General features: G+C 39.6%; 27 protein-coding genes and 1 pseudogene. All 28 read left to right on the forward strand.

The features are described 5' to 3' along the window. The first annotated feature begins 11 nt into the window (after window positions 1–11). Window positions 12–1,322 carry a methylenetetrahydrofolate--tRNA-(uracil(54)-C(5))-methyltransferase (FADH(2)-oxidizing) TrmFO gene (gene trmFO / locus BMY14_RS12075; protein ID WP_091832118.1) on the forward strand — a complete coding sequence of 437 codons (1,311 nt, stop codon included), beginning with the start codon at window positions 12–14 and terminating at the stop codon, window positions 1,320–1,322. A 46-nt stretch (window positions 1,323–1,368) separates the two neighbouring features. Beyond that, complete coding sequence (gene hslV / locus BMY14_RS12080) at window positions 1,369–1,902, forward strand: ATP-dependent protease subunit HslV (protein WP_091832121.1); 534 nt, start codon at window positions 1,369–1,371, stop codon at window positions 1,900–1,902. Window positions 1,903–1,915: 13 nt separating this feature from the next. Continuing rightward, window positions 1,916–3,301 carry an ATP-dependent protease ATPase subunit HslU gene (hslU, locus tag BMY14_RS12085; RefSeq protein ID WP_091832124.1) on the forward strand — a complete coding sequence of 462 codons (1,386 nt, stop codon included), beginning with the start codon at window positions 1,916–1,918 and terminating at the stop codon, window positions 3,299–3,301. Window positions 3,302–3,459: 158 nt separating this feature from the next. After that, entirely contained in the window at window positions 3,460–4,239 is a 780-nt protein-coding gene (codY, locus tag BMY14_RS12090) for a GTP-sensing pleiotropic transcriptional regulator CodY (RefSeq protein WP_091832127.1), read from the forward strand. A gap of 293 nt (window positions 4,240–4,532) precedes the next feature. Continuing rightward, window positions 4,533–4,949: a flagellar basal body rod protein FlgB gene (gene flgB / locus BMY14_RS12095; RefSeq protein WP_091832130.1), complete on the forward strand. Its 417-nt coding sequence runs from the start codon at window positions 4,533–4,535 to the stop codon at window positions 4,947–4,949. A gap of 20 nt (window positions 4,950–4,969) precedes the next feature. After that, complete coding sequence (flgC, locus tag BMY14_RS12100; RefSeq protein WP_091832133.1) at window positions 4,970–5,413, forward strand: flagellar basal body rod protein FlgC; 444 nt, start codon at window positions 4,970–4,972, stop codon at window positions 5,411–5,413. Window positions 5,414–5,428: 15 nt separating this feature from the next. Continuing rightward, window positions 5,429–5,728 carry a flagellar hook-basal body complex protein FliE gene (fliE, locus tag BMY14_RS12105; RefSeq protein ID WP_019553202.1) on the forward strand — a complete coding sequence of 100 codons (300 nt, stop codon included), beginning with the start codon at window positions 5,429–5,431 and terminating at the stop codon, window positions 5,726–5,728. Between the two features lie 34 nt (window positions 5,729–5,762). Beyond that, window positions 5,763–7,346 carry a flagellar basal-body MS-ring/collar protein FliF gene (gene fliF, locus BMY14_RS12110; RefSeq protein ID WP_091832135.1) on the forward strand — a complete coding sequence of 528 codons (1,584 nt, stop codon included), beginning with the start codon at window positions 5,763–5,765 and terminating at the stop codon, window positions 7,344–7,346. Window positions 7,347–7,371: 25 nt separating this feature from the next. Continuing rightward, the gene (fliG, locus tag BMY14_RS12115; protein WP_091832138.1) at window positions 7,372–8,388 is read left to right on the forward strand and encodes a flagellar motor switch protein FliG; all 1,017 of its coding nucleotides are present in this window, start codon (window positions 7,372–7,374) and stop codon (window positions 8,386–8,388) included. After that, window positions 8,381–9,157 carry a FliH/SctL family protein gene (locus BMY14_RS12120; protein ID WP_091832141.1) on the forward strand — a complete coding sequence of 259 codons (777 nt, stop codon included), beginning with the start codon at window positions 8,381–8,383 and terminating at the stop codon, window positions 9,155–9,157. Before fliG ends, BMY14_RS12120 begins: the two co-directional genes overlap by 8 nt. After that, a complete protein-coding gene (fliI, locus tag BMY14_RS12125; RefSeq protein ID WP_091832144.1) occupies window positions 9,154–10,464 on the forward strand; it encodes a flagellar protein export ATPase FliI in 1,311 nt (436 codons plus the stop codon). The genes BMY14_RS12120 and fliI overlap by 4 nt, the downstream gene beginning before the upstream one ends. 25 nt (window positions 10,465–10,489) lie before the next feature. Then, window positions 10,490–10,939: a flagellar export protein FliJ gene (locus tag BMY14_RS12130; protein WP_091832147.1), complete on the forward strand. Its 450-nt coding sequence runs from the start codon at window positions 10,490–10,492 to the stop codon at window positions 10,937–10,939. 17 nt (window positions 10,940–10,956) lie between these two features. After that, window positions 10,957–11,529: a lytic transglycosylase domain-containing protein gene (locus BMY14_RS12135; RefSeq protein ID WP_091832366.1), complete on the forward strand. Its 573-nt coding sequence runs from the start codon at window positions 10,957–10,959 to the stop codon at window positions 11,527–11,529. Window positions 11,530–11,557: 28 nt separating this feature from the next. After that, the gene (locus BMY14_RS12140; protein WP_091832149.1) at window positions 11,558–12,214 is read left to right on the forward strand and encodes a MotE family protein; all 657 of its coding nucleotides are present in this window, start codon (window positions 11,558–11,560) and stop codon (window positions 12,212–12,214) included. 37 nt (window positions 12,215–12,251) lie between these two features. Continuing rightward, window positions 12,252–14,042, forward strand: a complete 1,791-nt coding sequence (locus BMY14_RS12145) for a flagellar hook-length control protein FliK (RefSeq protein WP_143063171.1) — start codon at window positions 12,252–12,254, stop codon at window positions 14,040–14,042. A 15-nt stretch (window positions 14,043–14,057) separates the two neighbouring features. Continuing rightward, on the forward strand, window positions 14,058–14,531 hold the full coding sequence (locus BMY14_RS12150; protein WP_091832152.1) for a flagellar hook capping FlgD N-terminal domain-containing protein: 474 nt from the start codon (window positions 14,058–14,060) through the stop codon (window positions 14,529–14,531). Between the two features lie 52 nt (window positions 14,532–14,583). After that, window positions 14,584–14,982 carry a TIGR02530 family flagellar biosynthesis protein gene (locus BMY14_RS12155; protein ID WP_091832155.1) on the forward strand — a complete coding sequence of 133 codons (399 nt, stop codon included), beginning with the start codon at window positions 14,584–14,586 and terminating at the stop codon, window positions 14,980–14,982. 80 nt (window positions 14,983–15,062) lie between these two features. Further along, window positions 15,063–16,853, forward strand: a complete 1,791-nt coding sequence (locus BMY14_RS12160; protein WP_091832158.1) for a flagellar hook-basal body complex protein — start codon at window positions 15,063–15,065, stop codon at window positions 16,851–16,853. 68 nt (window positions 16,854–16,921) lie between these two features. Then, a complete protein-coding gene (locus tag BMY14_RS12165) occupies window positions 16,922–17,119 on the forward strand; it encodes a flagellar FlbD family protein (protein ID WP_091832161.1) in 198 nt (65 codons plus the stop codon). 90 nt (window positions 17,120–17,209) lie between these two features. Next, window positions 17,210–17,689, forward strand: coding sequence for a flagellar basal body-associated FliL family protein (locus tag BMY14_RS12170; protein WP_091832164.1), 480 nt, complete (start codon window positions 17,210–17,212; stop codon window positions 17,687–17,689). 42 nt (window positions 17,690–17,731) lie between these two features. Further along, window positions 17,732–18,757: pseudogene (gene fliM, locus BMY14_RS12175) on the forward strand (flagellar motor switch protein FliM). After that, the gene (gene fliY / locus BMY14_RS12180; protein WP_091832167.1) at window positions 18,750–19,931 is read left to right on the forward strand and encodes a flagellar motor switch phosphatase FliY; all 1,182 of its coding nucleotides are present in this window, start codon (window positions 18,750–18,752) and stop codon (window positions 19,929–19,931) included. The pseudogene fliM and the gene fliY overlap by 8 nt, the downstream one beginning before the upstream one ends. Window positions 19,932–20,037: 106 nt before the next feature. Next, on the forward strand, window positions 20,038–20,400 hold the full coding sequence (locus BMY14_RS12185) for a response regulator (protein ID WP_019553185.1): 363 nt from the start codon (window positions 20,038–20,040) through the stop codon (window positions 20,398–20,400). Continuing rightward, entirely contained in the window at window positions 20,400–20,960 is a 561-nt protein-coding gene (gene fliO, locus BMY14_RS12190; RefSeq protein ID WP_091832170.1) for a flagellar biosynthetic protein FliO, read from the forward strand. Before BMY14_RS12185 ends, fliO begins: the two co-directional genes overlap by 1 nt. A 44-nt stretch (window positions 20,961–21,004) precedes the next feature. After that, entirely contained in the window at window positions 21,005–21,736 is a 732-nt protein-coding gene (fliP, locus tag BMY14_RS12195) for a flagellar type III secretion system pore protein FliP (RefSeq protein WP_245741401.1), read from the forward strand. Window positions 21,737–21,747: 11 nt separating this feature from the next. Continuing rightward, window positions 21,748–22,017 (forward strand): flagellar biosynthesis protein FliQ, encoded by a 270-nt coding sequence (gene fliQ / locus BMY14_RS12200; RefSeq protein ID WP_019553182.1) that lies wholly within the window; start codon window positions 21,748–21,750, stop codon window positions 22,015–22,017. A 15-nt stretch (window positions 22,018–22,032) separates the two neighbouring features. Next, on the forward strand, window positions 22,033–22,815 hold the full coding sequence (fliR, locus tag BMY14_RS12205) for a flagellar biosynthetic protein FliR (RefSeq protein ID WP_091832174.1): 783 nt from the start codon (window positions 22,033–22,035) through the stop codon (window positions 22,813–22,815). Next, on the forward strand, window positions 22,769–23,920 hold the full coding sequence (flhB, locus tag BMY14_RS12210) for a flagellar biosynthesis protein FlhB (RefSeq protein ID WP_177177582.1): 1,152 nt from the start codon (window positions 22,769–22,771) through the stop codon (window positions 23,918–23,920). Before fliR ends, flhB begins: the two co-directional genes overlap by 47 nt. The last annotated feature ends 36 nt before the right edge of the window (window positions 23,921–23,956 follow it).

A 23,956-nucleotide genomic window follows, 5' to 3' on the forward strand; every position in this document is an offset into this window, starting at 1 on the left:
GAGGAAACTGAGTGAAGAAAGTAATTGTGATTGGTGCTGGCCTCGCCGGCAGCGAGGCTTCCTGGCAGATTGCCAATAGCGGTACACAAGTTGATTTATATGAAATGCGTCCTGAAAAATCTACACCGGCCCATAAAACAGCTGGTTTTGCTGAGCTTGTTTGCAGTAATTCTCTTCGTGGGGCCGGGCTTGAAAATGCAGTGGGTTTGCTAAAAGAAGAAATGCGCCAAATGGACTCATTGATTATAGAAGCAGCGGATGCTACGAAAGTTCCGGCTGGCGGCGCTTTAGCGGTCGACCGTGAAGGGTTTAGTACGTATGTTACCGACAAATTGATGAATCATCCATTGGTTAATGTCATTCACCAAGAAATAAATGATATTCCACAGACCGATGAGGCAATTGTTTTGATTGCCTCAGGTCCGCTTACAGCACCAACGCTTTCGGAAAAAATTGCTGCGTTTTTAGGGCAGGAATATCTTTATTTTTATGATGCAGCAGCACCAATTGTTATGAAGGATTCTTTGAATATGGATAAAGCTTATAAAGCGTCGCGCTATGGCAAAGGTGATGATGATTATATAAATTGTCCAATGAATAAAGAAGAATATGAATATTTTTGGCAGGAATTGGTGAATTCAGAAAAAACACAGACGAAAAACTTTGAAAAAGAAATTTTCTTTGAGGGCTGTATGCCGGTAGAAGAAATGGCTAGTCGTGGCATTGATACTCTTTTATATGGCCCCTTAAAGCCGGTTGGCCTTGAACATCCGGTAACGGGTGTTCGTCCTCATGCTGTCGTGCAGCTTCGACAGGATAACTCTGCAGCCAGTCTTTACAATATTGTTGGTTTTCAGACACATTTGAAATGGCCTGAACAAAAAAGAGTTTTTGGTTTGATCCCGGGACTCGATACAGCAGAGTTTGTTCGTTATGGTGTCATGCATCGTAATACGTTTATAAATTCACCACAAGTCTTGTTGCCAACGATGCAAAGTAAGACCAATCCAATGCTTTTTTTTGCCGGGCAGATGACAGGTGTTGAAGGATATGTTGAATCAGCAGCCTCTGGACTTGTAGCTGGGCTAAATGCCTGCCGCTTGATACAAGGGAAGCCAACGGTTGTTTTTCCTCAGGAAACAGCACATGGAGCTCTTTGTCATTACATTACAAGTGCAGATATGAAGCATTTTCAACCGATGAACGTCAATTTTGGCTTGCTGCCGGAATTGGGCGAGCGGATGAAAGATAAAAAACTTAAAAAACAGGCGATATCTGAACGAGCTTTGCAATCTATCGCTGCCTTTAAAACACGGTTATAAAGCGGAGCTCATTTTACTTGTGTCTTGAAATAGGAGGAATGATTTTATGTTTCATGCTACAACGATTGTTGCTGTAAAACATAAGGGGAAGACAGCAATAGCTGGTGACGGGCAAGTTACCTTTGGTCAAAATACTATTATGAAAGCCAATGCAAGAAAGGTTCGCCGACTTTATCACGGCACTGTTCTGGCAGGTTTTGCCGGATCGGTGGCCGATGCATTTACCTTGTTTGAAAAGTTTGAAACAAAATTGGAAGAATTTAATGGAAATCTGATGCGAGCTGCGGTTGAACTGGCGAAAGACTGGCGTACGGATCGTGTGCTGCGTAAATTGGAAGCTCTTTTGATTGTTGTTAATAATGAAACGATGCTTATTTTATCAGGTAATGGGGAAGTAATTGAACCTGATGGAGGTGTGACTGCAATTGGTTCCGGCGGATTTTATGCATTGGCGGCAGCAAGAGCAATGGTAAAACATTCACAGCTTTCAGCAGCTGAAATTGCACAAGAAGCATTAGAAATTGCTGCTGATATATGTGTGTATACAAATCATAATATCAAAGTTGAAGAATTGGATTAGGGGGTTATTCAGCTTGAATGAACAGACACCAAGAGAAATTGTGAAAGAACTCGATAAATATATTGTCGGGCAGATACAGGCAAAACGGGCAGTTGCTGTTGCACTGCGTAATCGCTGGCGTAGTAAACGGCTGCCAGAATCAATGAAGGAAGATATAATTCCTAAAAATATTCTGATGATTGGCTCGACTGGTGTGGGGAAAACAGAAATTGCCAGGCGATTGGCTAAGCTGGTTAAAGCACCTTTTGTAAAAGTTGAAGCGACCAAGTTTACCGAAGTTGGCTATGTTGGACGTGACGTGGAATCCATGGTACGCGATTTAGCTGAAGTGGCAGTCCGAATGCTCAAAAAAGAAAGAATGGCCGCTGTTGATGATAAAGCGCAAGAATTAGCTGAAGTACGAATCTTAGATTACTTTGTTCCAGATCAGACAACAAAAAACAAAAATCCATTAGCCCAGTTATTCAACAAAGAAACCGCAGATGCTCAGCCGGATCCGCAGCAGGAAGAGAAACCAAAATATCAGGCTGGTCGTGACTGGTGCAAAAAACGTCTGGCTGCCGGCGACATGGAGAAAGAAATCATCGAAATTGATGTAGAAGATACTGCTCCGATGGTGGGGATGTTTGCCGGATCCGGTATTGAAGACATGGGCAGCAATATTCAAGATATGCTGGGCAGTATATTACCAAAAAAGAAAAAAACGCGTAAGGTGACCGTCGAAAACGCACGCAAGGTTTTCATTCAGGAAGAAGCGCAAAAGTTGATTGATATGGATGAGATTACAACAGATGCGATTCAAATGGCAGAAAACAGCGGGATTATTTTTCTCGATGAAATTGATAAGGTAGCAGGCCGAGGCAACTCTTCTGGCCCGGATGTATCTAGAGAAGGTGTCCAGCGCGATATTTTGCCAATTGTCGAGGGGTCGACCGTTGTTACGAAATATGGTCCGCTTAAAACAGATCATGTACTGTTTATTGCAGCTGGTGCATTCCATACAACTAAGCCGTCGGATTTGATTCCTGAATTACAGGGGCGTTTTCCAATTCGAGTTGAACTTACGGCATTGTCGAAAGACGATTTTAAGCGGATTTTGACGGAACCGGCTAATGCGTTACTTAAGCAATATGCTGCTTTACTTGAAACAGAAGGTCTGACGATTGAGTTTACGGCTGAGGCCATTGACGAATTGGCTGATATAGCCTGTAAGGTCAATGAACAGACAGAAAACATCGGCGCGAGACGTCTGCATACGATTTTAGAAAAGCTGCTGGAAGATTTAGCGTTTGATGCACCAGAACTTGAAGAAAAACATATCGAAATTGATGTGGATTATGTGCAGAGTAAATTGGGTCATATTGTGGTGGATCAAGACTTGAGTCATTTCATTTTATAAAACGGGGTAAATTGTATAGTTTGCACGAATTTTCAAAAAATTTATAAATAATAACACTACTTATCTATAATTGTATAGAAAAGTATGATAAAATAGAAAATAATAAGTATGAATTGAGCGTATCTATTGACGTTGAAGTTTGAAAGGAAGATTTATTTATGTCAAGTGCATTATTAGAAAGAACAAGAAAAATTAATAAATTATTACAAAAATCCGAGAGCGTGGAATATGATGGGATTTCTCGTGTGCTCAGCAATGTTATAGGGGCGAATGTCTATATTGCCAGCAAAAAAGGTAAAATTTTTGGCTATGCATTTATTGATGATTTTGAATGTGATCTTATGATCGATAAAGTCATTACACCGGGAGAATTTCCGAAGCATTATGTAAATTGGTTGTTAAAGGTGGATGAAACATCACCGAATCTTCGAACTAAAAGTGGTATGTGTGCTTTTAGCGAAGAAACACAATGCATATGTAATGGAAAAAATACAACGATTGTACCGATTTATGGTGTTGGGGAACGTATTGGAACGTTGATTGTAGCGAAGTACAATGAGGTGTTTACCGATGAAGATTTGATTTTGGCTGAATATGGCGCAACTGTCGTCGGCATGGAGATGCTTAGGGACCATACACAAAAAATTGAAGTGGAAGCTCGCAAAAAAGCTACAGTACAAATTGCTTTGGCGACATTGTCATATTCCGAAGTCGAAGCGGCTATTAACATCCTTGGTGAGCTTGATGGGACTGAAGGCCTACTTGTGGCATCGAAAATTGCCGATCGTGTAGGGATTACGAGATCGGTTATTGTAAATGCGCTTAGAAAGTTTGAATCGGCGGGAGTTATTGAATCCAAATCTCTTGGCATGAAAGGCACCTATATCAAAGTTTTGAATGAACATCTTTTGGAAGAAGTTCAAAAATTAAAACGATAAATTTTAAAATACCAGAAAGAGAGTACCATGAAATTGATGGTGCTCTCTTTCTGTTTTTCTTGAAAAAGTAGTCTTTTTGATTTGAATCTGGAAAAACTTAGGACGAATTAACTATGGAGTTTTACTCTGAATTTAGCGACAATATAAATAGGAAAAAATTTGCGAATTTTAAAGGTATTTTAGCTAAAAATAGGGAAAGGTAGAAACTTATATAGATAAATTTGTTTTTTGGACTATTATCGCTATGCACTTATATGTTATGTAAATCAATATGTTGGAGATGGAGGAAAAACATGATAAATGAAGTCGTTGGTTCATCAACCATCAATATATTAGCACAAGGGCTGCATGCCGCCAATATGAGACACCAGGTTATCAGTAATAATATTGCCAATGTCAATACGCCTGGTTTTAAAAAGAGCGAAGTCACATTTGAAAGTTTATTGGCAAAACAGCTTGATCCGGGTAGTGGAGATTTAGATGTAGTGCGGACAAATGATAAGCATTTACCGATGGGTTCATTAAATGGTGAGATTGCTCCGCAAATTAAAGAAATAGGAACAACTACGATGCGTACGGATGGCAATAATGTCGATGTTGATATAGAAATGGCAGATCTTGCTAAAAATAATATTTATTATAATGCGATGGTCAGGCAGATTGGCGATTACATGTCTAGTTTGAAGTCAGTCATTGCTGGACAAAAATAAATCAAGGAGGAGGGTATTATATGAGTATGTTTGGAGCAATTGACGCTTCTGCGTCTGGTATGACTGCTGAACGTTTACGAATGGATGTTATATCGAATAATATTGCAAATGCGAATACAACACGAACAACCGAGGGTGGTGCATACCGTCGGAAATTTGTCGTGTTCGAACCGCGAACTGGTAATGAAGACTCATTTGCTAATATTCTGTCAAGTACGGCCGATAGCCAAAAAGGTGATGGCGTAAGAGCAGTTGGGATTGAAGCGGATACAACGCCTGGACGTCTCGTTTACGATCCTTCAAATCCGGATGCAAAAGCAAATGGATATGTTGAAATGCCAAATTTGAACATTGTTTCAGAAATGGTCGATATGATTACGGCTTCCCGAGCTTATGAGGCCAATGTTACGGCTGTTAATGCAGCGAAAAGTATGGCAATGAAAGCGCTTGATATTGGAAAATGATGAGGTGTGAAAAACATGCAGATTGAGGCGTTAAAGTTAACACCGGTAGCGATGAGCGCAGTAAGTCATCTCGGTGAAAATCAGCAGGTTGTACAGAAAAGTTTTGGACAGTTTTTAGGCGATGCGCTACAAAAGACAAATGATCTGCAGCATCAGGCTATTGCTGCAGATAAAGCTTTAGCGGCTGGACAGGTTCAGGATATTTCACAAGTTGTTATAGCTACGGAAAAAGCTAATATTGCTTTACAACTTACAATGCAGGTACGTAACAAAGCAGTAGAGGCTTATCAAGAAATTATGCGTATGCAGGTTTAATTGATACTTTTTATTGGGCGAAAGGATTGAGACGATGGCAGACTGGAAGGAACAGTATCTGCAACTTTGGAATAAACTAAGTAAACGACAACGTTATACGATTATCGGCGTGGCAGCACTTTTAATGATATCACTCTTGGGATGGAGTTATTGGTATGGCAGCAAGCCAGATATGGTTCCGCTGTTTACTGGTATGGAAACCAAAGACGCAGGTGAAGTAGCAGCTAAACTTAAAGAGTCAAAGGTTGCTTATGAAGTACAGGAAAGTCCAAATGGTACAGCAATTTTAGTTTCGTCGAAAGACGTTCATAATGCTAGGTTGAACTTAGCAACGCAGGGTCTTCCTCGAGGTCAAAAAGGTTTTGAGATTTTTGAGGATACGAAGCTTGGGGTTACAGAATTTCAAAATAAAGTAAATTATTTACAGGCCTTACAGGGTGAATTGACCAGGACGATTGAGCAGCTTGAAGAAGTTGATAAAGTAAGAGTCCATATTGTTTTGCAGGAAGACAGTTTATATAAAAAAAATGAAAAACCAGCAACGGCTTCCATTATGTTAAAATTGAAACCAAATGCACAGTTATCCAAAAGTCAGGTAAAGGGGATTGTTAATTTAGTCGCTCATAGTGTTCAAGGGTTACAGGCAGAAAATATTACGATTGTTGATAATATGGGGAAAATCTTGAATGACCCGGATGAAAGTGATGAGAAAAATGTAGGCAATACTACATTGACGCAAATTGATATGGCTAAAAAAGTGCAGGATCAATTGCAAAAAAATGTGCAAACCTTACTTGATCAGGCATTAGGTGAAGGAAAAGCAGTTGTTCGTTTGAATGTAGAACTGGATTTTGATCAAAAAACAACAGATAAGCAGACGTTTACACCAGTCGTAGATGATTCGGGTATTATTCGCAGCTCGCAAGAAACAGCAGAAACATATAATGGCACTTCCGGGGCCCCTGGTGGACCTGCGGGTACTACTTCTAATATACCAGGTTATGTTGCAGCTAATAATGCGCAGTCTCAGTATGAAAAAAAAGAAGCGACAAAAAATTATGAAATAAATGAAGAAAAACAAAAAATCATTGCATCGCCCGGGACTGTAAAGCGTCTGACGATTGCTGTTCTTGTTGACGATCAGGTTACTGGAGCGCAGCAAGATAGTATTTCACGGGTTGTATCTTCGGCTGTAGGTTTAAATACAGTGCGCGGTGATACAATTTCGGTCGAAACATTGCCATTTAGCACTGAAATGATGGATAAAAGAGCCAAAGAAGAACAAGATCAGCGTGATAAAGAACAGCGGATATTCTACTTACAGATTGCGGCTGTTGTCTTAGTTTTAGCACTTATCGCTACAGCAATATATCTGTATCGTCGTAAAAAACGTCTTGAATTGGAAGCTGTTGAAGAAGCAGCTCGACAAGAAGCGGAGGCGATCAGAATCTCTGAAGAAAAACGTGCTGCAGCAATTGCCGCTGGCAAGGTTACTGATAGTGATTTGACTGAAGAAGAACAGACACAAATGACAGAACGTCAGGCGCTCGAAGAATTGATCAGGAACAAACCGGATGAAATGGCTCAATTGGTCAAGACCTGGTTGTCGGAAGACTAATTTGATAATATGGGTGTGAGCAAATATGTATGAAGCTAGTTCCAAAGAAATGACAAATCAACAAAAGGCGGCAATACTTTTTATTGCATTAGGATCTGAAAATTCAGCCGTTTTGTTTCAACATCTCAGTGAAGATGAAATAGAAAAACTTACGTTGGAAATAGCCAACCAAAGAAAAGTGACGCAAGAGCAAAAAACACAAGTTATAAGCGAATTTTATCAATTAGCAATGGCTAGAAGTTATATTTCAGCTGGTGGTCTGGATTACGCTCGAAGTGTACTCGAAAAAGCTTTGGGGGCAGAAAAAGCGTTAAATATTATCAATCGTTTGACAAGTAGTTTGCAAATCAGACCTTTCGATTTTGTACGTAAGACAGATCCAAGTCAATTGCTGAATTTTATTCAAAATGAACATCCACAAACGATTGCTTTAATCATGGCTTATCTCGATCCAGACCAAGCGGCCACTATTATAGCCTCTTTATCCCCGGAACGCCAAGTTGAAGTGGCACGACGGATTGCTACCATGGATCGAACATCACCGGATGTTTTGCGTGATGTGGAACGCGTTTTGGAAAAGAAACTTTCTTCACTGGTTAATCAAGACTTTACAACAGCTGGTGGTATTGGCTCGATCGTTGAAGTATTGAATCGTGTGGATAGAACAACCGAACGCACAATTATTGAAAGTCTCGAAGTTGATAATCCGGAACTTGCTGAAGAAATCAAACGTCTTATGTTTGTATTTGAAGATATTGTAATGATTGATGATCGTTCACTGCAAATGGTTTTGCGAGAAGTCGATACCAAAGACTTATCACTGGCACTCAAAGCAACTGCTCCGGAAGTTGGCGAAAAAGTTTATAAAAATATGTCAAAACGTGGAGCCGATATGCTGAGAGAAGAAATTGAATTTATGGGACCTGTCAAGATTCGCGATGTAGAAGAAGCACAGCAAAAAGTGGTAAATGTCATCCGGAGTCTTGAAGAAAAAGGTGAAATTGTTGTAGCACGCGGCAAGGGAGACGAAATGATTGTCTAGGGTAATTAAAGGTGCTGTATGGCATGAAGAACCACGACTTGTAAAAAACCCGGCTGTAACTCATATGGCAGCTGGGTTAGAGAAAGCCACGGATCTATCAACCGCTGCTCAGCTTTTTGTGTTGGAAGAAGAACGAAAGGCACAAAAAGTACTTGAAAATGCAGAACTGGAACGTAATGCAATGATTGCAGAGGCACAGCGCCACGTTGAATCCCTCCTTGCACAAGCTGCACTTGAAGCTGAAGAGATGAAACAAGCAGCACAGGCAGCTGGACAAGCAGATGGTTATAACAAGGGACACAACGAAGGCTACGAAGCTGCTGTAAAAGAACAACAGGGTATTATTGAGACGGCTAATAAAAAAGCAGAAGCGACCATTGCTTTAGCAGAAACCGAAAAAGAAAATTGTGTACAACAAGCAGAAAAACAAATTATCGAGCTGGTTATGGCAATTGCTGATAAAGTACTGCCACAGCATTTTATTGATGCACCACAGCTTATCCTGCCGATGGTTCGGTCTGCACTTAATAAAGTGAAAGACCAAAACAATATTGTTATTCGCGTGTCGCCACCCAATTATGAGTTTGTTCTAATGGGAAAAAATGAATTTCAGTCTATGCTTGAAGGACAAGGAACTTTGAAAATTTCCTCGGACCCGGCACTTGGCGATAGTGACTGCATTATTGAATCAGCCAATGGCAATGTGGATGCAAGACTAGCTACACAGCTTGAAATCGTAAAAAAATCAATTCAGGAAGTTTTACAATGATGGAAATGAATACGAAAAAATTTATGGATGCTATTCAGTCGTGTGAATCAATTAAAATGAATGGTAAGATTACACAAGTTATTGGGCTGGTCATTGAGTCGCAGGGACCAAATGTAAGTCTTGGTGAGTTATGTTACGTTTGTTCACGTCTCGATAATGTAGAGCCGATTCCCGCTGAAGTGGTAGGCTTTCGTGGTGGTTTTGTTTTATTGATGCCAATTGGTGAAATGCAGGGGATTGGACCAGGCTGTGAAGTTATCTCTGCTCAGAAAGTTCTTAAAGTTAAGGTTGGCAAGCAGCTATTAGGTCGTATCGTAGATGGTTTAGGCAATCCTATGGATGGCAAAGGTCCTCTAAGTGCAGCTCAGGAATATCCGCTGCATGCGATACCGCCGCATCCATTGTCCAGACCACGCATCACAGAGTCCCTTTATGTTGGGGTTCGAGCTATTGATGGTGCAATGACTATCGGTTCTGGACAGCGTATTGGTATTATGGCAGGCAGTGGTGTTGGAAAATCAACGCTTTTAAGTATGGTTGCAAGAAATACGGAAGCCGATGTCAGCGTCATTGCTTTGATTGGTGAACGTGGTCGTGAAGTGAAGGAATTTATTGAGCGTGATTTAGGTGAAGAAGGGCTTAAACGATCTGTAGTGGTAGTTGCTACATCAGATCAACCAGCGTTGGTTCGTATTAAAGGTGCGATGACAGCAACAGCAATTGCTGAATATTTCCGCGATCAAGGCATGAAAGTTATTTTGATGATGGATTCTGTCACTCGTTTTGCAATGGCCCAGCGTGAGGTTGGGCTTACGATAGGTGAACCACCAGCGACACGTGGTTATACACCATCTGTTTTTGCTTTACTCCCAAGACTTTTAGAGCGGGCAGGGACGAATGATAAGGGGTCAATTACGGGGATTTATACGGTACTCGTTGATGGGGATGATATGAATGAACCGATTGCCGATGCTGTACGAAGTATTCTGGATGGACATATTGTTCTTTCACGAGCGATTGCCGCACAAAATCATTATCCGGCAATTGATGTTTTATCGAGTGTCAGCAGGGTTATGATGGAAGTTGTCTCCAAAGAACATTATCAGGCAGCCCAGCAATTGCGTTCTACAATGGCAGTTTATCGCGAAGCAGCTGATTTGATTAATATTGGAGCCTATGTAGCTGGTTCTAATCCGCAAATTGATCGTGCTATTCAAAAAATAGAGGGAATCAATCAATTTTTATGCCAGGATGTTTTTGAAATTAATACATTTGAGGAAACAAAACAGGCATTGCTTACTTTGTAATTTGGAAGTAAGCTGAGGTTATATCATGAAAAAATTTAAATTCCAATTAGCAGCATTACTCAAAGTCACAAAAATGAACAAAGATAAATCAGAGGTTAAGCTGGCGCAAGCTACGCAGCATTTAATAAATCAAAAAAACGCATTAACAAATCTTGAAAAAGAAATGCAGGCTGGATTGCAAGAGTATGAAGTAATGACAGCTCGTACGAAAATAAACATTACGGTGCTTACGACATATAGCAGCTTTTTTGCTTGGAAACGGTCGCAAATAGAACAGCAAAAGCAAGCAATAATCAAAGCAGAGCAAGAAAGAATGCAAAGACTTGAAGAACTTAAGATTGTTATGAATAAACTTAAAAGTATTGAACAACTTCGGGAAAAACGGTTTGATGAATTTAAACAACAAGCTTTAGCCGAAGAACAAAAACAGCTTGATGAAATAGGTTTGCAAATTTATACAAGAGCAGCAAAGTAGGGTGAAGAAGAGTGGATATGGGTAGTAGTGGTGTTACACAAATTATTCAGCGGATCCAGAATATACAAGCACGTTTTGGTTCCGCAGCAGTGGGAACTGCTAATTTTTCAAAATTACTTGAATCTGAACTACAAACAAAAACAGGGGAATTTGGTGGCGTGGTAAATTCTACGACTGGCAAAAAAAATGGATCATCGGGTCAACTTACGAGTCCGGGAGCCAATATCAGCGGCTTGATTTCAGCTTCTGCCAACAAATATGGACTTGATCCAAAACTTGTTTCGGCGGTGGCGCAGGCTGAATCTGGGTATCGCGCGGATGCAGTTTCAGGTTCTGGAGCAGTGGGCGTCATGCAGTTGATGCCAGAAACTGCCGCAGAACTTGGCGTCAATAATGTCTATGATCCTGCGCAAAATATTGATGGTGGAGCTAAATATTTAAAACAAATGCTGACGACATTTCATGGTGATGTTTCCAAAGCGGTAGCGGCATATAATGCAGGACCTCAAGCCGTGAAAAATTATAATGGTGTTCCGCCTTATGCAGAAACTCAAAATTATGTAAGTAAAGTATTGGATCTTTACCAATAAGCTATAATCCCCGAAAGTAGGTAGTGAAATGGCAGTGAAAAAAGTTAGTCAACCTGCAGCGTCAGCAATCTCAGCTGGTCCGTCAGGCAACGCAGGAAAAAAACCAAGTAAATTCAAAAAAATCTTAAAAATTAGTTCCATAGCGCTACTGCTTTTGATTTTAATTGTAGGAGGATTTTTTTTAGGAATCTACCTTAGAATTTTTGATGCCAATGCGATCAATGAAAAAATGGAACTCTATAAATATCCGATTATTGGTGATTATTTTGTTAAACCAGCTGGAACATCTAAGGATAGCAGTACAGAGAAACAAACGGATATGAAAGTTGATACAACAGCAAAAACAGATGGTAAAGTTACGGATGCTAAACTGAATACGGATTCTAAATTAGAACCATCGAAACCGGTCGTTTTGAGTAAGGATGAAGTTGAAAAACAAATGAAACTTCGTCAGGCTGAAGAAAAAAAACGTATTTCAAAATTAGCTCGTTTATATGAACAGATGAAACCTAAAGATGCGGTGGCTATTCTTGATGATTTAAATGATGATATGATCATTGAAATCCTGCAAAAGATGGATGAGTCGCAATCAGCTAAAATTTTAGCTGGATTTGATCCATCAAAAAGTGCAAGACTTACGCAAAGTATGTATAATGGCAAGCCACCAGTTACACAGATTCAATAAGTGCAGTTTGTATAGTAAAGAAAGGAGGTGAATACGAATGAATGCAGCAACGAATTTGAGTAGTTCTGTCTCGGCTGCAAATGATACGCCTGTGACAGTAACTAGTCCAAAAGCAAAAAACAATGTATCAAGTACAAATGACAAAAAAAATGGCAAAAATTTTAGTGATATACTAGGTAAGGCACAGCAACAAAAATCAGATTCTGATCAAACTCAAGATACGGATAAAACGGATGTAAAGACGCTACCCAATGACACAAAAGATCAGCCCAAAGGACAGAGTGCTGACAATCTGCTTGCGCAACAAGCTGTTTTAATGGTTAATGTAGCATCATTGCCGAATGTGCAGATTCTTGCCGAGTCAAATCCAGCAGATTTAGCACAACCGAATGAACAGGGCCGTAGTAAGGTAAAGGCTATGTCTACGGTGGATTTTTCTAAATTTCTACAGACAAGTACGACGGCAGCATCTGGGATAAATTTATCATCCATTGAGCAGCTTTTGCCAAAGAATGGTGAAGTACAGATTCCCAATCAAGACCTGATGAATATGCTGAATGGGAAAAATGTACGCAGCACATTGACAGCAGATATAGCACAGCAAAGTCAAGCCGGAGCTACTTCAGATGGTACTAAAACGGCAGTAGGCGTTGTAGTACAAAATGATCAACAATCTCTGTTCAATATGCTAAATGGCAAACTAAGTGCGACTTCGGCACTGGATCAAAAACAAGCATTGTCTGCCCTTTCTGCTACGAATCTTGCGTCTAATCCAGTTGTGTCAACAAAGATGGAAACAATAGATCAGCAGCAAGTCTTGCCAGGTGTTTCTGCTACAGCGAATCTTGCAGCTAATCCAGTCGTGTCGACAAAGATGGAAACAATAGCTCAACAGCAAATTTTGCCAACCACTGCCCAAGATACACAAAAAACAGCCGGACAGGCTATGCTGAATGCGGTGACTGGAAAAACAGAGGATAGTACGATTCCTATAATCAATACAGCGCTCATGGAAAAAATCAGCAAGTTAACCAGTAATGCTGCCAGTGGAAAACCGGACAAAAAGACAGATGTGCCGTCAACAGCAAGTAATGCTGATAAAACAACTATATTGACGAAGTCAAGCCTGGATTCAGCGAATCCGATGCAGGTAGTTGCAACGGATGCTGGACAATCTAAGCCGAATATACCAATGGAAGTAAGTACGCTGGAGAAACCAGTTGAAAAAATTTCTTTAATGGTAAATGAAGCACCGCATGATAAGCAGCAAGTCCCAGCTAATCCAGAGACAAAAACATCGCCAGCATTTGAACAATTGTTTTTAAACTCATTAAATACCACAGCAGCGGCTGGACCTGCAGTAAATGCAGCAACAACGGAGACCCAACAACTGGTAAAATACGATATTCCTGGACAAATCGTGGATCAAGCTCGTTTAATTAAGACAACAGAAGATACACAGATGGTTATAAAACTAAGTCCGGAACATCTTGGTGATTTAACACTTAAAGTATCCGTGGCAAATGGTGGTGCAGTGACAGCCAGCTTCCATAGCGATAATGCCCAAGTCAGAACCATACTGGAGAATTCCATGATACAGCTAAAACAGGAGCTTGAGGCCAAAGGCATGAAAGTGGACAATGTTGAGGTTTATGCAGGGCTTGGTGATTTTATGTCGAATGGACAAAATAATCAGACCAATAGCCAGCAGCAAAATACACATTTTAAAAATCAAAAAATTAATTTAGCTGATTTTGAAGAAGAAGCAGGTAAAATCAATCTGACCAATGGAAATATTACAGAAGACAGTGTAGATTATCGAATTTAAAAGGAGGGATTTTCTATGGCAACTACAATTGATAATACCGCATTAAATACCGTTAATGGCGTAGCTGCATCGAGTGCAACGAAATCAACAAAATCAACTACTGCGGGGGGGACCTTGGATAAAGATACTTTTTTGCAATTGCTCGTAACGCAGATGGGAAATCAAGATCCGCTCAATCCACAAGATAATTCAGAGCAAATTGCGCAGCTGGCACAGTTTTCATCTTTGGAACAGATGACAAATATGGTTACGGCTATAACAAAGGTGGGGGCGCTGGTGCAAAATATGGATACCTCTGTATTAGTTGGACAGGTAAGTTCCATGATTGGGAAAACCGTAACGTGGACAGATGACGCGGGCAAAACATCTTCAACTGGCATCGTGCAGAGTGTGAGTCTTGCTGGTAGTGTACCAACGATTTTAACGAAAGTTACTGGCGATGATACAGAACATGAAGTCGCGATTGGTAATATTACAAAAATCAGTTAAATGGTAAGAGGAAAAACACAGATTATGCAGTTTTGAAAAGGGGATAAAGGGTATGGCTGATCATATGATATATCTTCAAACACAGCCGCTGATGCCCATTGGCAATTCAACTGTAAACCAACATACCAATGTACATGGGTCAAATATTAAAAGTTCTGAGAAAAATCAATTTGCGTTGCTTTTAGCAAAAGAAACGGATAAATTGACGTTTTCACAGCATGCAATCGAACGACTTCGCAGCCGTAATTTACAATTAAGTGATCAGGATTTAACAAAAATCAATGATGCAGTCAAGCGGGCTGCCCAAAAAGGTGCGAAAGAATCGCTCGTTTATTGCAATGATATTGCATTGGTTGTAAGTGTGCAAAATAAAACAGTGATTACCGCCATGGATGGCAACAGTGCAAGAAATACAATATTTACAAATATAGATAGTGCAGTAATCATCTAAACTGGACCTTCGGGAAGTTTAAGACTGTGGATTGACAGAAGCAGTCTTGCTGCACATATTAAGAGGAGAGTGGATTCATTATGATGCGTTCTTTATATTCCGGTGTATCTGGACTAAAGGCTTATACGACGGGAATGGATGTAACTGGTAATAATATATCCAATATCAACACAACAGGTTTTAAGGCAGGCCGGGTAACTTATCAAGATACATTCAATCAGATGCTGGCTTCTGCATCGGGAAGCAGTGGAGCACTGGGCGGTACAAATCCTAAACAGGTCGGTTTGGGAGTCGGTGTTGCCAGTATTGATACAATCTTTACCGATGGGAATGTGCAGGCGACTAGTGCCAATACAGATTTGTGCATATCTAAAGCCGGATTCTTTATTGTATCTGATGGGTCAAATCAATCGTATACCCGTAATGGTGCTTTTCAGTTTGATACGAATGGCAATTATGGTGTAACGGGAACTGGTTTGAAAGTGCAAGGCTGGATGGCTGATTCAACGGGGAAAATTGATCCAACGGGTGCTACACAAGATCTTGTTGTTAAAATGGGACAATCGATGCCTGCAACGGCCACAACCTATGTAAACTATGGCAAAAATTTATCAGCAGCATCGGCAAATCCTACGATTACGTTATCTGATGGAAAAAAAGTGACTTATAATTCATTGACAACGACGTATGCAAAAGGTGACACTTATACGGGTGCTACCATCAAGTCACTTGATAGTGCTTCATACACCTTGTCCAATGGAACGACGGTAACAGATGCATCAGGTGGATTGTCTGCTAATGCTTTCCCAACAACTGCAGTTCCACTTACAATTGCAAGTGGATCCGCAGGGAATTACACATTATCAGATGGTTCAACCGTTACAGGCGCGACATCTGGGCTGGCTGTTGGTTCTACGTACCCGGATACTACTGGTGTTACATTTACTTCGGCAACCGCATTATCAAATGGTGCTACGGTTACCCCGGTAACGGGGATAACGTATACTAATGGCGATTCCTTTACAGCCAAGATAAAAACAGTAAATTCTCGAACCTACACGTTAAGTGATGGCGCAAGTGTCACAGATACAACAACACCAGCTACGGTTCTAGCTGTTGGGGCTACGTATCCGTTGACAATTACGGGCGTGGCGCAAACGGATGTCTCTTCTACGATTAGTGCCTATGAGACAGTCAAGGGGGTGGAACATAAGATTCCTGTAACGATGACTAAGGTCGCAGATAATACCTGGACGGTGAAAAGCAGTGGAAAAACAGATACGGGCTACGATGTATCTGGTTTGAATTATAAACTTGTTTTTGATACTGCCGGTAAATACAGTACAGGTTCGACTTGGGATGCAACGAGCAGTTCTTATAAAACAGGTATCAGCGCGGCTTCGTTCACAACGACGCAGGCTGGGACTGTTAATATGACAATGGACTTCTCAGCTGTAACCCAAAACTCAGGATCGACTGAAGCGCAAGTTACCGACCAGGATGGTAATGCAGCGGGATCGCTTACGTCGGTATCGATTGATGTCAATGGTTATCTTATTGGGTCTTATGATAATTCTAAAACAAAAAAAGAAGGGCAGATTGCCCTTGCCGTATTTAATAATCCGGCTGGTCTTACCAAATCAGGCTCAAGTCTTTATGCAGAGTCACAAAATTCAGGCAAATCTCAAGTGACAACAGTTGGTCATGGTGGTGCAGGTACATTGACTCCATACGCTTTGGAAATGTCAAATGTTGACTTGTCCACCGAGTTTAGTAATATGATTGTGACGCAGCGTGCCTTCCAATCCAATTCTAAAATGATCACGGTAGCCGATGAAATGATTGAAACGCTGGTAAATATGAAACGATAAAATAGATTGAAATAGAGGGGGAATTATAACTTCTCCCCCTCTTATTTTAAAATAAGGAGTGAAATTTCATGATAAAATTAACAAAGTTTAACTCTGAGGATAAAAAAGGTGAATTTATTTTAAATGCTGAGATTATCGAAACAATCGAACAGACACCTGATACTGTGGTAACTTTAATTAATGGGAAAAAGCTTATTGTTGAAGAAAGTATGGAAGAGGTTGTACGACAGGTGATGACATATCGTCGGGCTCTACATAAATTTTAAAATTGAAGAATCAATGCTTTTGAATAAAATTTTTAATGGCATTTTTATAAAATAAAGTTGCAAAGGGACATCATGGAGGTGTAGAGAGACGTGGCTGACGAAGAGGTTGAAAAAAAGAAAAAATCACCCATTCTACTGATTATCGTTTTAGTTGTTATTGGTCTCATTTTTGCAGGAGGCATATCTTATTTTGTGACAACAAAAGTTATGACGGATTCTGTGGGGAAAGTACAAAGAAAAGATCCAGGTATTTTTGTTAAGCTTGGTGATGCAAAGGATGGTATTATTGTCAATGTCGGTGGAGTGAAGTCCGGGCGCTTTTTAAAAGTTGGTATTGTACTGGAAATGAACCCTGGTAATGAGAAAAATCTCAAAGACGGTAAAATTATACCAGCGGTGGAAACAAAAGTACTGGATACAGTGTTACAGATTTTACGCTCTCAAAAAGTAGAGGAATTTGATCCAGCGAAACAAGATTCTTTGAAGTCTTTAATTAAGGATCAGGTGAACCAGACGATTGGTGATGGATCAGTATATGATGTATATATAACAAACTTTGTTTTACAATGATAGTTTCAGTAATACAATATAATAACAAATATGATAAAGGGTATGAAAGGAGGAAAACGATTGTCAGGGGCTGATGTATTATCGCAATCTGAAATAGACCAACTATTATCAGCATTGTCTACAGGTGTTGTTTCAGCACAAGAAATGAAAGATGAAGAATTACAAAAAAAAGTTAAGATGTATGATTTTAAACGCCCTGATAAGTTTTCGAAGGATCAGATCCGCACATTATATATGCTGCATGAAAACTTTGCCCGCCTTTTGAATACTTATTTATCAACGTATTTACGAGCAATGATCAATGTTGACGTGGCTTCGGTAGAACAACTGACATATGAAGAATTTGTCCGTTCTTTATCGAACCCGAGTGTTATTGGCGTTTTAACGGTTCCACCATTGAAGGGAAATGTCATAATGGAAATCAATCCAAGTATTGCATTTGCCATTATTGATCGCCTGTTCGGTGGCACTGGCGAAACGATTATGAAGATTAGAGCGTTGACGGAAATTGAAGAAGCGGTGATACGTAAAATTCTAAATAAAGCGATTGAAAATTTCCGTGATGCCTGGGCGAATGTTATCAAATTAAAACCTCAATTGGAAACTATCGAGACAAACCCTCAATTCACACAAATTGTTCCGCCAAGCGATATGGTTGTCATTGTTACTTTACAGGTTAAAATTGGTAAAGTTGAAGGTCTTATAAATGTCTGTATTCCATAATTGGTTCTAGAACCAATTATGTCGAAACTTACTACGACATTTTGGGTGGCTTCTTCCGTTGCAAAACAAGATCATCCTGAACAAATTGAACTTTTGCAGGCAAAGATTCGCAAGACAGTGGTTCCCGTGAGTATTGAACTTGGTTCTATTAATATTACGATTCAAGAATTTTTGACTTTGGGTTTTGGTGATGTTTTGCAATTGGATACAAAAGTAAGTGATGAGTTGAAGCTTTTTGTTGGTAAAAGACCAAAGTTTTTTTGTAGGCCTGGAACCTCAGGGAAAAAGGCGGCAGTACAGATTACCAGAGTGATGACGGAAGGAGATGAGGGCGACGATGAATGATGATTTTATTTCTCAAGAAGAGATAGATGCATTACTTAAAGGTGGAATTGATAACAACGATTCAGCGTCTGCAGATACGAGTTCCAATTCGGATGTAGCAGAACGGCTCTCTGATATAGAGCGAGATGCCTTAGGGGAAATAGGAAACATATCAATGGGAAGTGCGGCAACAACTTTGTCCGTTTTATTAGGTCATCGTGTTTCCATTACGACACCGCAAGTTTCAATTGATACGTTAGCTTCGATTAAGGATCATTATCCAATGCCATATTTAATTGTCGAAGTTGGCTATACACATGGAATTGAAGGTAATAATATTCTGGCAATTCAGGCTCAGGATGCTTTGATTATTGCCGATTTGATGATGGGGGGAGAGGGAACAGCACCTCCTGAGGAATTAAATGAACTGCACATGAGTGCAGTTGGTGAAGCAATGAACCAAATGATGGGGGCTGTTTCGACGTCCTTATCAACGATGTTTAATAAAAAAATTGATATTTCACCACCGAAAGTTAATTTAATCGATCTTGCTAAAGAAGATAAAGTAACGGACCTTGTTGGTAGTGAAGAAAAAGTCGTCAGAGTTTCTTTCCGCATGGAAGTAGAGGGCTTAATTGACAGTGAAATTATGCAGATTTTACCGATTGATATATCTAAGGATATGGTAAGTAATTTAATGTCCGGATCAATGGAAGAGTCTGCACCTGAGCCAGCAGTGACTGCACCACCAGTAATGCAGCAGCCTGTGCAGGCTCCACAGGAAGCTTACGCAGCACCACCTCAACAGCAGCCAGCAGCGCAGCAGCAAACTTATGCAACTGTGCCTATGCAGCAGCAGGCACGAGTGGCTTCGAATATACCGGTTCAACCAGCACAATTTTCACCACTTTCCACAGAGCCGGTAACGGTTAATGATGCTAATATTGGACTTATTTTAGATGTACCACTTCAAGTCACGGTTGAATTAGGTCGAACTAAAAAACGAATTCGTGATATTTTAGAGTTGGCAAATGGTTCTATTATTGAACTTGATAAATTAGCTGGTGAACCGGTTGATATTTTGGTCAATGGTAAGTTATTAGCCAAAGGTGAAGTGGTCGTTATTGACGAAAACTTTGGTGTTCGCATTACTGATATCGTAAGCCCAATGGAAAGAGCACAAAATCTACAGTGAGCCAGTGTGAATTGTGTTGAGTAAATTGTATTGTTACTATATAATTGGTATAGATAGCCAATAGTTTCATTATGAAAACAAAATTAATTATGAGGAGAGATGCACGATGGCAATAAAAGTTTTAGTTGTAGATGATGCAGCATTCATGAGAATGATGGTAAAGGATATTTTAAGTAAGAACGGATATGAGGTAGTTGGTGAAGCAGAAAATGGCTTGAAAGCCTTGGAAAAGTATCAAGAGCTTAAACCAGATTTAACTACGATGGATATTACTATGCCTGAAATGGACGGTATTAGTGCAGTAAAAGAAATTAAAAAGATTGACCCGAATGCAAAAGTTATTATGTGCAGTGCTATGGGGCAGCAAGCCATGGTTATTGAAGCAATACAGGCTGGAGCACGTGACTTTATTGTAAAACCATTCCAACCAGATCGCGTTTTAGAAGCAGTGCGTAAAGCTGTAGGGTAATGAATAAACAGAAATATAGGTGTTGCTTTTGTCTCTTGATTGCACTTCTTGTCTTTTGTGTAGAACCAACTTTTGCACAATCAATACAGGAAGCCTCTTCGGGTAGTGGTGGTTATCTGTCGGCATATCAAGTCAATGATGCTAAGCCGACACCATCGTCTTGGTGGTCTACCATGGCATATCTGTTAAGTTTGATAGTGGTGTTTGCCTTTGTTTTAGGACTTGCTTATTTTGTTTCTCGATTTTTGGGTGGTAAATACGCAAAAATCGGGATAGAGAGTGAAGGGAAAATTCTTGATAATTTGCCCTTAGGACCCAATCGAGCGGTTTGCGTAATTGAAATTGCGGGAAAAGTAATGGTGATGGGGGTAACAGATCATTCTATTACTTTATTGCAAGAAATTACGGATGAATTTGAAATTCAGCAACTGCACAGCAAAGCGGTTGATAAAAGAGTAAATAAAGAGCTGCAAACTATTTTCTCACAGCAATTATCTTCACTTGAGCAAATATCGCGACGAATTCCTGCAATTTTTAAAGATAAAAGAGATCCTAGATAAGGGAAGAGGTTGTTTTGGTGTTCAAACAACAACATGTTGTTTTTATAGCAGGGGTTCTGCTTTTGATTTTATGTATACCGGAGGGCGCTTTTGCAGCGCCTTTAGTTCCAAGTGTTAATATTGGTTTAGGCACATCTGATAATCCAAAAGATTTTGCCCTTACGCTGCAAATTATGGCAGGACTTACAATTTTAACAATTGCACCATCAATTTTGATTATGACGACGTCGTTTATTCGGATTGTTGTAGTTTTATCTTTTTTACGAAATGCCTTATCAACACAAAATGTTCCGTCAAATCAGATTATTATTGCACTATCGATGTTTATAACGTTTTATATTATGTCGCCGTATTGGAGCCAGGCGAATGATAATGGGCTTCAGCCTTATTTAGCTGGAACTATTACCCAGGAAGAGGCTCTGACGCAAGTGGTAAATCCCTTGCGGGATTTTATGTTTAAGCAGACTCGTGAATCCGATTTAGCGTTGTTTGTTAATCTATCTCAGGCAGAGCGCCCTGAAACACAAGAACAGGTTTCGACGTTCACATTGATTCCAGCTTATATTATCAGTGAGCTTAAAACAGCATTTCAGATTGGCTTTATGATTTATATTCCCTTTATTGTTATTGATATGATTGTAGCAAGTACACTGATGTCAATGGGGATGATGATGCTGCCGCCAGTTATGATTTCGTTGCCATTTAAGATTTTATTATTTGTCATGGTAGATGGCTGGCATCTTTTAATACATTCATTAATTGTAAGTTTTAAATAGGAGATGAGAAAATGTCTGGTGATCTTGTAATACAGATTGGGCAGGAAGCCTTGATGATGGTAATGCTGATTTCCGCACCGATGCTGGGCTTGGGCTTATTAGTTGGGTTACTAGTAAGTGTTTTTCAGGCGACAACTTCTATTCAGGAACAGACATTAGCCTTTATTCCAAAAATCGTAGCTGTATTTGTTGCTATTTTGGTATTTGGACCATGGATGCTTCGTTTAATGGTTGATTATGTGATAAATATCTTTTCAAATTTGCCCGCATATATTGGCTGATAAGGGGAAAATAAGTTGGATTTGTATGATATAATGCAAAATCATGTAGGTTTATTCTTCTTGATTTTGACAAGAATCAGCGGCGTATTTATGATCGCACCTTTCTTCGGCAGTATAAATATTCCTATTTATCTCCGAGTTGGTGCGAGTTTTGCTATTTCGTTAGTTTTATTTCCGATTGTTGATGCACAAAGTTCCCTGCAGATTCCAGAAACTTTATTGGGCTATGCCCTTGCTGTGATTACAGAATTGATTGTTGGGTGGCTCATTGGTTTCTCAGCGATGATTATTTTTTCTGCAATTAATATGGCTGGAAAATTATTGGATATGCAGGTTGGTTTTGCGATTGTAAATGTGGTGGATCCTACATCCGGTCAGCAAATACCGTTGATTGCAAGTTTTAAGTATAATTTAGGACTTATTATTTTTTTGGTAACGAATAGTCATCATTTAGTTTTGTCAGGGTTGTTTGAGAGCTTTAACTTAGTTCCTGTTTTAGGTGCTACTTTTAATCTTAGTTTGACAGCTATCATTGTCGATTTAACATGGGGGATTTTCATAACCGGTATGAAGATTGCCTTACCAGTTTTGTTTGCGATTTTATTGACGGATGTTGGCTTGGGAGTGCTCGCACGGACTATGCCGCAAATGAATATTTATGTTGTAGGGATACCAGCCAAAATTATCATTGGTTTATTTGTATTGTCGATGGCCTTGCCATTTTATATTTTGTTTTTGGGCGTGATGTTTAATGAAATGTATGCGAATATCTTCCTTGTTTTACGAGCTTTGCAATAAGCATTTCCCTGTAGCAAATAAATCCATAGATAAAAAATTTGATTTACAGCTTTTCGCTGGTGAGAAAACAGAAGATCCGACAGCTAAAAAACAATCCGATGCTAAAAGCAAAGGGCAGGTCGGAAAAAGTCAGGAAATTAATTCAACATTTGTTATTTTGAGTGGATTTTTGGCCCTTAAAGTATTTGGCGGTTCGATTTATAATGAAATTGTTGGGTATATGATTTATATTTTTAGTCATCTTGATCAACCCGTAGATGTTGAATCTGTGATGCATTTATTTTTAGGAATGTTATTGGTTTTGGCAAAAACAGCTCTGCCGATTATGGCAGTTATTACAATCACAGGGCTTACTATAAATTATTTTCAAGTTGGTATTATATTTTCTACAGAGGCTATAGGATTCAAATTGGAAAAATTGAATCCTATTACTGGATTTGGCCGAATGTTTTCGAAACGATCACTGGTTGAATTAGCAAAGTCTATTCTAAAAATTCTTGTTGTTGGTTTTTTTATTTATCGATATTTAGCAAAAGAAATCACACAGCTGCCAAAATTAATTTATGCGGATCTTAACTCTGTTTTGCATTTAACCTCTGATCTCGTGTTTACGCTGGCTTTTCAAATTTGTGGTGTTATGTTTGTGCTAGCTGTTATTGATTATATGTATCAAAAATGGGAGCATCTGCAGGGACTGAAAATGAGTAAGCAAGATGTAAAAGATGAAAACAAACAGTCAGAAGGAGATCCTCAAATCAAAGGGAAAATCAAGCAGAAACAGCGCGAAATGGCGATGCAGCGCATGATGCAGGAAGTGCCTAAAGCAGATGTTATTATCACAAACCCTACACATTTTGCCGTAGCGCTTAAATATGAGCAAGGAATGACCGCACCAGTTATTGTGGCAAAAGGAAAAGATTTGATTGCTCAGAGAATCAAGGAAATTGCCAAAGAAGCCAGGGTTGTTATTGTAGAAAACAGACCACTGGCAAGAGCATTATATGCAACTGCTGATATAGGCGATGTTGTACCGCAAGATTTATATAAATCAGTGGCGGAAGTCTTAGCTTATGTGTATCGTTTGAAAAATAAAAAATTGGCTTAAACATTTTTTGTAATCAGTAAAATAAGGAGCGTACAG

This window comes from Propionispira arboris, assembly GCF_900109225.1.
Lineage (GTDB): Bacteria > Bacillota > Negativicutes > Selenomonadales > Selenomonadaceae > Propionispira > Propionispira arboris.

Excerpts from the sequence above, each read along its gene's own strand:
- codY (WP_091832127.1), top strand. The coding sequence starts at position 3,460 with ATGTCAAGTGCATTATTAGAAAGAACAAGAAAAATTAATAAATTATTA.
- flhB (WP_177177582.1), top strand. The coding sequence starts at position 22,769 with ATGAAATGTATGCGAATATCTTCCTTGTTTTACGAGCTTTGCAATAAG.
- BMY14_RS12155 (WP_091832155.1), top strand. The coding sequence starts at position 14,584 with ATGGCTGATCATATGATATATCTTCAAACACAGCCGCTGATGCCCATT.
- fliF (WP_091832135.1), top strand. The coding sequence starts at position 5,763 with ATGGCAGACTGGAAGGAACAGTATCTGCAACTTTGGAATAAACTAAGT.
- BMY14_RS12130 (WP_091832147.1), top strand. The coding sequence starts at position 10,490 with ATGAAAAAATTTAAATTCCAATTAGCAGCATTACTCAAAGTCACAAAA.
- BMY14_RS12135 (WP_091832366.1), top strand. The coding sequence starts at position 10,957 with ATGGGTAGTAGTGGTGTTACACAAATTATTCAGCGGATCCAGAATATA.
- BMY14_RS12140 (WP_091832149.1), top strand. The coding sequence starts at position 11,558 with ATGGCAGTGAAAAAAGTTAGTCAACCTGCAGCGTCAGCAATCTCAGCT.
- fliO (WP_091832170.1), top strand. The coding sequence starts at position 20,400 with ATGAATAAACAGAAATATAGGTGTTGCTTTTGTCTCTTGATTGCACTT.
- BMY14_RS12165 (WP_091832161.1), top strand. The coding sequence starts at position 16,922 with ATGATAAAATTAACAAAGTTTAACTCTGAGGATAAAAAAGGTGAATTT.
- fliQ (WP_019553182.1), top strand. The coding sequence starts at position 21,748 with ATGTCTGGTGATCTTGTAATACAGATTGGGCAGGAAGCCTTGATGATG.
- BMY14_RS12145 (WP_143063171.1), top strand. The coding sequence starts at position 12,252 with ATGAATGCAGCAACGAATTTGAGTAGTTCTGTCTCGGCTGCAAATGAT.
- BMY14_RS12150 (WP_091832152.1), top strand. The coding sequence starts at position 14,058 with ATGGCAACTACAATTGATAATACCGCATTAAATACCGTTAATGGCGTA.
- flgB (WP_091832130.1), top strand. The coding sequence starts at position 4,533 with ATGATAAATGAAGTCGTTGGTTCATCAACCATCAATATATTAGCACAA.
- flgC (WP_091832133.1), top strand. The coding sequence starts at position 4,970 with ATGAGTATGTTTGGAGCAATTGACGCTTCTGCGTCTGGTATGACTGCT.
- fliE (WP_019553202.1), top strand. The coding sequence starts at position 5,429 with ATGCAGATTGAGGCGTTAAAGTTAACACCGGTAGCGATGAGCGCAGTA.
- hslV (WP_091832121.1), top strand. The coding sequence starts at position 1,369 with ATGTTTCATGCTACAACGATTGTTGCTGTAAAACATAAGGGGAAGACA.
- fliG (WP_091832138.1), top strand. The coding sequence starts at position 7,372 with ATGTATGAAGCTAGTTCCAAAGAAATGACAAATCAACAAAAGGCGGCA.
- fliY (WP_091832167.1), top strand. The coding sequence starts at position 18,750 with ATGAATGATGATTTTATTTCTCAAGAAGAGATAGATGCATTACTTAAA.
- BMY14_RS12185 (WP_019553185.1), top strand. The coding sequence starts at position 20,038 with ATGGCAATAAAAGTTTTAGTTGTAGATGATGCAGCATTCATGAGAATG.
- fliI (WP_091832144.1), top strand. The coding sequence starts at position 9,154 with ATGATGGAAATGAATACGAAAAAATTTATGGATGCTATTCAGTCGTGT.
- BMY14_RS12160 (WP_091832158.1), top strand. The coding sequence starts at position 15,063 with ATGATGCGTTCTTTATATTCCGGTGTATCTGGACTAAAGGCTTATACG.